Genomic DNA, 7,287 nt, shown 5'->3' with positions numbered 1-7,287 from the left:
TTGCCGCACCACCCATCCAACGATTTGCAGGAAGGCTTTCCATGAACGCAAGCACTGACCCAGCCTCCGTGCCCGACGTGCGCCGCCAGGTCACGCCAGAGGAATGGCAGACCCGCGTCGAGCTGGCAGCAGCCTACCGGCTGGTGGCCCACTTCGGCTGGGACGACCTGATCTTCACGCACATCTCGGCCCGCGTGCCGGGCGAGCCCGATCAGTTCCTCATCAATCCCTACGGCATGCTGTTCGATGAGATCACGGCCTCCAGCCTGGTGAAGGTAGACCACCACGGCACGCCGCTGATAGCGACCGACTACGACGTGAACCCCGCCGGCTTCTTGATCCACAGCGCCATTCACGAAGGCCGCCCGGAGGTGCAATGCGTGCTGCACACCCACACGCAGTACGGCGTAGCGGTGTCGGCGCAAGAGGGCGGGCTACTGCCGATCTCGCAGCAGTCGATCTTTCCGCTGGCCCGGCTGGCGTACCACGGCTATGAAGGCGTGGCGCTGAACGATGACGAGCGTCCCAGGCTGGTGGCCGATCTGGGCCAGAGCAACTTCCTCATCCTGCGCAACCACGGCCTGCTGACGTGCGGGCGCGGCGTGCCCGAGGCGCTGCTGGGCATGTACACGCTGGAATCGGCCTGCCGCATCCAGATCCTGGCGCAGGCCGGCGGCGGGGTGCTGACCCGCATTCCCGACGACATCGTCGCCACGTCGGTGGAGCAGTCGCGCCAGGTCACCAAGGGCAAGGGTGCGGGGCTGGCCTGGCCCGGCCTGCTGCGCCGGCTCGATCGCATCGACCCGAGCTACAAACACTGAAAGCGCCGGGCGGCCCTGGCGGGCCACCCGAACCGCACGCCCATAAAACAGGAGACAGACACACATGGCATCCAATCCTTCGCGCCGCACCTTCATTCACACCGGCGCCGTGCTGGCTGCAGGCGCCACGCTGCCTTCGGCCCCGGCCTGGGCGCAGAGCACCTGGCCGGCCAAGCCGATCCGCATCGTCGTGCCCTACACGGCGGGCGGCTTCACTGACCAGATGGCGAGGCTGCTGCAGGTCGGCCTGCAGCAGCGGCTGGGCCAGCCGGTCATCGTGGACAACAAGCCTGGCGCCAACAGCATCATCGGCGTGGACGCGGTCGCCAAGGCTGCGCCCGACGGCCATACCTTCGGCGTTTTCATTGCCGCGTATGCGGCCAACACCACGCTGTACCCCAAGCTGCCCTACGACCCGAAGAAGGACTTGATGGGTGTGTCGCTCATGGGCGTATCGCCGCTGGTGGCGGCCGTGTCGATGAATGCGCCTTTCAAGACCATGGCCGAGCTGGTGGCCTACGGCCGGGCCAACCCCGGCAAGATCAGCTACGCCTCGTCGGGCAGCGGCTCGGCCGCGCATCTCACGTCGGAACTGATGCGCATGGTCACTGGGGTGGAGATGGTGCATGTGCCGTACAAGGGCGCTTCGCCCGCGCTGGCCGACCTGATGGGCGGGCAGGTGCCGCTGTTCCTGGACCCGCCGCCCAACCTGATCCAGCCGGCCAAGGCGGGCAGGATCCGCTTGATCGGCGTGGCCAGCGACAAGCGCGTGCCGGCGCTGCCCGACGTGCCCACCTTTGCCGAGCTGGGCTACCCGGGCCTGGTTGGCAGCACCTGGGCCGCGATGCTGGCGCCGGCAGGCACGCCGGCCGACGTCGTGCAGCGCATGTCCGAAGAGGTGGCGCGGATCATCCGCAGCCCCGAAACCAAGCTCCGGCTGGAGCAGACCATGGGCACCTTCGCCGAAGGCTCGACGCCGCAGGAATGCGACGCCTTCATCGCGCAAGAAACCACCAAGTGGGCCAAGGTGATCAAGTCGGCCGGCGTGACGGTGGACTGAGCGGCCGGGCGGGCGGCGTAAGGGGGCCTGTCGGTGGCGCATTGGCTCAAGTCGTCGCGTGGCGCGCCGATAACCTGAGCAAACGACTGTGCGGCACCCGTTTCTCGCTTCTGTGAGGCTGGCGTGTGTCGCTGCGTCCACCTGCCCACCCCCCGACCGCCATGCAACTGCACCACGCCCGCCTTTCCCTTCGCCTCGCCCTCGCGTTCGGCGTCATCTGCCTGGTCATGTCGCTGGCCGCCGGGGTCGGCGTGTGGCGGCTGATGAGCCTGCAGGACGTCGCCGACGACCTGGGCGGTGATTCTGCCGAGCGCGCGCTGCTGGCGCAGGAGCTGCACGCCATCGTCGTGCTCAGCTCTGCCCGGGCCGAATCGCTGCTGGAGGCCGGTGACAACCCTGCCTACACCGCCCGGGTGGACGCAGACCGCAAGCTCACATCCGCCCGCTCCACCGAGGTGCGCAAGCGCCTGGACGTGCTGGCGGCTGACCCCGACTCGCAGCGCCTCTTCGACGCCATCGACACCACCGGCAATGCCTTTCGCGGTGCGCGTGACGACCTGGTCAAGCGGCGCAAGGCGGGCGAAACGCTGCCGCCGGAGGCGGTGGGCCAGCTGCTGCGCCCGGCGGCCGACCGCTACGCCGCCGCGGTGAACGGCATGGCTGAATTTCAGCGCAAGCGGGTGGCGCAAGCGCGCGAAACCGCCGAAGCCAGCGAGCGTCAGGGCATCGTGCTGCTGGTGGGCGGATCGGCGCTGGGCCTGCTGCTGAGCCTGGTGTGCGCGGTGCTGCTGTCGCGCTCGCTGCTGGGGCCGCTGTCGCACGCCTCCACCGTGGCCGACCGCATTGCCGAGGGCGACCTGACCTCCACCGTGCCGGCCGTGGCACCAGGCAACCGCGACGAGGTGCGCGCGCTGCTGGGCCGCCTGGACGGCATGCAGGCACGCCTGGCGCAGCTGGTGGTGGGCATGCGCCAGGCCAGCACGTCGGTGGCCGGCGCCAGCGCCGAGATCGCAGCGGGCAACAGCGACTTGTCTGCGCGCACCGAGCAGACCGCATCGAACCTGGAAGAGATCGCCGCCAGCATGGAAGAGCTGCTGTCCACCGTGCGCCACAGCGCCGACGCGGCCCAGCAGGCCAGCGGCCTGGCTTCGTCGGCCAGCGACGTGGCCCAGCGCGGGCGCGACGCGGTGGAGCGCGTCGTGGGCACGATGAACGGCATCGCCCAGTCGTCGCGCAAGATTGCCGACATCACCAGCGTGATCGACGGCATCGCGTTTCAGACCAACATCCTGGCGCTGAATGCGGCCGTGGAGGCTGCGCGCGCGGGCGAGCAGGGCCGAGGCTTTGCCGTGGTGGCCAGCGAAGTGCGCAGCCTGGCGCAGCGCAGCGCCACGGCGGCCAAGGAAATCGGCACGCTCATCGGCGACAGCGTGCGCCAGGTGGGCGAGGGCTCGCAACTGGTCAATGCTGCCGGCGCCACCATGGGCGAGATCGTGCAGTCGGTGCAGCAGGTGGCGACGATCATCGGCGAGATCAGCACCGCCGCACGCGAGCAGAGCACCGGCCTGGGCCAGGTGGGCGAAGCGGTGAACCAGCTGGACCAGATGACGCAGCAGAACGCCGCGCTGGTGGAGGAATCGTCTGCCGCCGCACAGGGTCTGCGGGTGCAGGCGCAGCAGCTGGCGTCGCTGGTCGAGGCGTTCCGGCTGCCGGCCGGTGGCGCTGCGGGTGGGGCGCCGGCTCTGGCTCTGCGTTGAGCGCGAAAATCGGGTTTTGCTATTGAAAAAGTAGCTGCTTGCGCTTGATATGCAAGCACTTCAAATGGTTTTCATGCTGAAGTGCTTATTGATCAAGCGCTAGCAGCTATGAATTGTGTAGCGATTCTTGTTGTGAGTCCGGCCGGCCCGCCAGCGGCGCGTGTTGCGCCATCAGCTCCGCCACCCAGTCGATGAACACGCGCAGCTTGGCGCTGACATGCCGGTGCGGCGCAAACGCGACGTAGAGCGGCATCGGGTCCGGCTGCCAGTCGGCGAACAGCGGCAGCAGCTCGCCCACCGCCACATGCGCGCGGGCCATGTAGTCGGGCAGCCAGAGCACGCCCAGGCCCGCCACGCCTGCGGCGATGTAGGCATTGCCGTCGTCCACCATCACCGTGTGCCGGCCGTGCACGGTGATGCTTTCGCCGCCCCGGTGCAGCGCGTACGGAACGGGCTTGCCGGTGCGCGCCCACAGGTAGCCGACGATGCGGTGGTGCGTGTCGTGCAGATCGTTCGGGTGGCCCGGCGCGCTCCAGGTAGCTGGGCGCGGCGTAGACGCGCATTTGCAGATCGCCCACGCGGCGCGCCACCAGCGACTGGTCGGCGATCTCGCCGCCACGCACCACGCAGTCCACGTTGTCGCCGATCACATCCACCACGCGGTCGCTCACGCCCATGTCGAGCCGAATGTCGGGAAAGCGCCGCGCTTTCGACAACCTCAACGCGATTCTGCAAGCCGCCGGCTGCACGTTCGACGACGTGGTCGACGCGACGGTGTTCATCGTCGACCCCGATAAGAACTTCGAGACCATCTGGGCTGCGGCCGCCGAGCACTGGGGCGGCCCGCCACACCCCACGCTGACGGGCATCGGCGTGACCTGGCTCTACGGTTTTCAGTTTGAAATCAAGGTGATCGCGAAGCTGCCACAGGCCACTGATCAGCGCAACGCGGGTCAGTGATGCGCCGGCCGGCCCGCGCCCCGCCACGTCAGGAGCCTGAAGGGCAGCAGCAACAGCACGCCCACGGCCAGCTTTACGCCCAGGTCGCCCAGCGCCCAGGTGATCCACGGGTCGGCCGAGCCGGCGAAGGCGATGCTCCAGAAAATGGCCGTGTCGAGCGCAGCCGCCAGCACGGTGGCCACCAGCGGTGCACGCCACCAGGTGCCTTGCCGCAGCCGGTGGAAGATGGCGATGTCCAGGCATTGCGACACGATGAACGCGGTGCCGGATGCAATCGCGATGCGTGCCGGCGCCAGCAGCAGCGACGCGGCCACGGCCACCGCAAAGCCCACCCAGGCCACGCGCCGCGCGGGCTCCGGGCCGTGGCCGCGGTTGATCAGGTCGCTGACCAGAAAGGCCACGGGGTAGCTGATAGCGCCCCAGGTCAGCCAGTCGTTGATGGGGTACTGCACGAGGATGTTGGAGGCCAGCACCACGGCGGCCATGGCCAGCACAGCGCCGATCAAGCGCGTGCGGGTGGGCGCCGGAAAGGCCAGGTCCGTGGGTTGCTGCGTCATGCGGAGGCTTCCAGAATCGCGCGGGCGACTGCCTCGCCCACCTTGATGCCGTCCACGCCGGCCGACAGAATGCCGCCCGCGTAGCTGGCGCCTTCGCCAGCCGGGTACAGGCCGCCGGTGTTGAGGCTCTGGAAGGCCTCGTTGCGGCCGATCTTCAGCGGCGACGAAGTGCGCGTCTCGACACCCGTCAGCACCGCATCGTGCATGTCGTAGCCGCGAATCTTCTTGCCGAAAGCCGGCAGGGCCTCGCGCATCGCTTGCGTGGCGTAGGCGGGCAGGGCGTCGTGCAGGTCGACCATCGTCACGCCCGGCTTGTACGACGGATCGACGCTGCCCAGCTGCGTGGATGCGCGCTGCGCCAGAAAGTCGCCCACCAGCTGCGCCGGGGCGTTGTAGCTGCTGCCGCCCAGTACGTAGGCGTTCGATTCGAGTTGGCGTTGCAGAACGATGCCGGCCAGCGGGTGCGTGATGCCGTCTGCCCGGTCCTGCACGCCGTAGGCGCCGCCCAGTGCTGCGGCGAAGGCGTCGGCATCGTGCGGATAGTCGTTCGGGTCGATGGCCACCACCATGCCGGCGTTGGCGTTGCGCTCGTTGCGCGAATATTGGCTCATGCCGTTGGTGACCACGCGCCCGGGCTCGCTGGTGGCGGCCACCACCGTGCCGCCGGGGCACATGCAGAAGCTGTAGACCGCGCGGCCGTTGCTGGCGTGGTGCACCAGCTTGTAGTCGGCCGCGCCCAGCAGCGGGTGGCCCGCATGGCGGCCCCAGCGCGCACGGTCGATCACGCCCTGCGGGTGCTCGATGCGAAAGCCGACCGAGAACGGCTTGGCTTCCATGTGCACCCCGCGCTCGTGCAGCATGGCGAAGGTGTCGCGCGAGCTGTGGCCCAGCGCCATCACCGCATGGTCGGCGCGCAGCGTGTGAGTCTGGCCCGTGGCCTGGTCCAGCACCTGCAGGCCGCGCAGGTGGCGCTGGCCGGCGGCGTCTTCTTCCACCACCACGTCGGTTACGCGCTGCTCGAAGCGCACCTCGCCGCCCAGGGCGATGATCTGCTCGCGCAAGGTTTCCACCACCTTCACCAGCTTGAAGGTGCCGATGTGCGGGTGGGCGACGTAAAGAATTTCGGGCGGCGCGCCGGCCTGCACGAACTCCTGCATCACCTTGCGGCCGAGGTGGCGCGGGTCCTTGATCTGGCTGTAGAGCTTGCCGTCGCTGAAGGTGCCGGCGCCGCCTTCACCGAACTGCACGTTCGATTCGGCGTTCAGCGTGCGCTTGCGCCACAGGCCCCAGGTGTCCTTGGTGCGTTCGCGCACGGGCTTGCCGCGCTCCAGCACGATGGGCTTGAAACCCATCTGCGCCAGCACCAGCGCGGCGAAGATGCCGCAGGGTCCGAAGCCGACCACGACGGGGCGATGCGCCAGGTCGGCCGGCGCACGGCCCGCGGGCGTCCAGGCCATGTCGGGCGTGGGCTGGATGTGCGGGTGGGCGGCATGCTGCGCCAGCAGGGGGGCTTCGCGGGCGGGGTCGGCGAGCGTGACGTCGACGATGTACACGGCCAGCAGTTCGGCCTTGCGGGCGTCGAAGCTGCGCTTGTGTACCTGCAGATGCGCTATGGCGTCGGCTGGAATACCCAGGATGGCCGCCGCTTGCGCGCGCAGCGCTGCGTCGGGATGGGTTTCGGTGGAGCCGGCATCGGCCGGCAAAGCCGCCAGCGGCAGCTTGATTTCTGAGAGGCGGATCATGGCGTGCAGGCCCGTGGTTATCGGGCGGTTTGCAGGTTCGCGGGGGCGTGAATGATACGGCAATGGGATGAACGAACTCTGTCTTGGCATCGGGATGTGAATGTTTCCTTGCTGCCGCTAAGAGTCCTCGTCGAGCTGCGCACTTGGCGATGCGGATTCGGTGGCGCACGCCCGCCAGATCAGCTCCCAGGAAACCGCGATCAGTACCCGTGCCAGGCGTTGGACGTCATGACGGACAAGCATGCCGCATGCAGCAACTGGCCAAGTCGGCCCGATGTCCTGGACAGGAATCCCCTGCGCCGGGCCTGACCTGTAAGCGTCATTGATGAATCAGCGTTGCAAACCACCCTGAAACAGACGATAGTTTTTGCACGAGGAGGCTGGCAGTTG

Annotated in this window: 7 protein-coding genes and 1 pseudogene; 4 read left to right on the top strand and 4 right to left on the bottom strand. The window is 68.5% G+C overall.

The window, feature by feature from the left end; translation table 11 throughout:
• The first annotated feature begins 41 nt into the window (after positions 1-41).
• From RQI28_RS16470 to RQI28_RS16460, 3 genes are all read left to right on the top strand, one after another.
• Entirely contained in the window at positions 42-821 is a 780-nt protein-coding gene (locus RQI28_RS16470; RefSeq protein ID WP_311222639.1) for a class II aldolase/adducin family protein, read from the top strand.
• A gap of 64 nt (positions 822-885) precedes the next feature.
• Positions 886-1,881, top strand: coding sequence for a tripartite tricarboxylate transporter substrate binding protein (locus tag RQI28_RS16465; protein WP_311222638.1), 996 nt, complete (start codon positions 886-888; stop codon positions 1,879-1,881).
• A gap of 161 nt (positions 1,882-2,042) precedes the next feature.
• Positions 2,043-3,638, top strand: coding sequence for a methyl-accepting chemotaxis protein (locus RQI28_RS16460; RefSeq protein ID WP_311222637.1), 1,596 nt, complete (start codon positions 2,043-2,045; stop codon positions 3,636-3,638).
• A gap of 106 nt (positions 3,639-3,744) precedes the next feature.
• On the opposite strand, the gene RQI28_RS19755 is transcribed toward RQI28_RS16460, so the two are convergent.
• Positions 3,745-4,029, bottom strand: a complete 285-nt coding sequence (locus RQI28_RS19755) for a LysR substrate-binding domain-containing protein (protein WP_404976909.1) — start codon at positions 4,027-4,029, stop codon at positions 3,745-3,747.
• A gap of 184 nt (positions 4,030-4,213) precedes the next feature.
• A pseudogene (locus RQI28_RS19750) lies at positions 4,214-4,315 on the bottom strand (LysR family transcriptional regulator); the annotation flags it as partial.
• Here RQI28_RS19750 and RQI28_RS16450 point away from each other — a divergent pair.
• A complete protein-coding gene (locus RQI28_RS16450) occupies positions 4,314-4,598 on the top strand; it encodes a Rid family hydrolase (RefSeq protein ID WP_311230896.1) in 285 nt (94 codons plus the stop codon). The pseudogene RQI28_RS19750 and the gene RQI28_RS16450 sit on opposite strands and share 2 nt — an antisense overlap.
• On the opposite strand, the gene RQI28_RS16445 is transcribed toward RQI28_RS16450, so the two are convergent.
• Together RQI28_RS16445 and RQI28_RS16440 are read right to left on the bottom strand one after the other, a co-directional pair.
• The gene (locus RQI28_RS16445) at positions 4,592-5,155 is read right to left on the bottom strand and encodes a queuosine precursor transporter (protein ID WP_404976908.1); all 564 of its coding nucleotides are present in this window, start codon (positions 5,153-5,155) and stop codon (positions 4,592-4,594) included. The genes RQI28_RS16450 and RQI28_RS16445 overlap by 7 nt on opposite strands.
• Entirely contained in the window at positions 5,152-6,897 is a 1,746-nt protein-coding gene (locus RQI28_RS16440; RefSeq protein WP_311222636.1) for an NAD(P)/FAD-dependent oxidoreductase, read from the bottom strand. The genes RQI28_RS16445 and RQI28_RS16440 overlap by 4 nt, the downstream gene beginning before the upstream one ends.
• Positions 6,898-7,287: the final 390 nt, after the last annotated feature.

It is taken from the genome of Acidovorax sp. WCS2018Noco2-16 (assembly GCF_031843945.1).
In the GTDB taxonomy this organism is placed as follows: domain Bacteria; phylum Pseudomonadota; class Gammaproteobacteria; order Burkholderiales; family Burkholderiaceae_C; genus Paracidovorax.
This window is presented reverse-complemented; position numbering and strand designations above follow the sequence as displayed.

Coding starts and splice junctions, on each gene's coding strand:
- RQI28_RS16465 (WP_311222638.1), top strand. CDS start 886: ATGGCATCCAATCCTTCGCGCCGCACCTTCATTCACACCGGCGCCGTG.
- RQI28_RS16450 (WP_311230896.1), top strand. CDS start 4,314: ATGTCGAGCCGAATGTCGGGAAAGCGCCGCGCTTTCGACAACCTCAAC.
- RQI28_RS19755 (WP_404976909.1), bottom strand. CDS start 4,029: ATGGTGGACGACGGCAATGCCTACATCGCCGCAGGCGTGGCGGGCCTG.
- RQI28_RS16440 (WP_311222636.1), bottom strand. CDS start 6,897: ATGATCCGCCTCTCAGAAATCAAGCTGCCGCTGGCGGCTTTGCCGGCC.
- RQI28_RS16445 (WP_404976908.1), bottom strand. CDS start 5,155: ATGACGCAGCAACCCACGGACCTGGCCTTTCCGGCGCCCACCCGCACG.
- RQI28_RS16470 (WP_311222639.1), top strand. CDS start 42: ATGAACGCAAGCACTGACCCAGCCTCCGTGCCCGACGTGCGCCGCCAG.
- RQI28_RS16460 (WP_311222637.1), top strand. CDS start 2,043: ATGCAACTGCACCACGCCCGCCTTTCCCTTCGCCTCGCCCTCGCGTTC.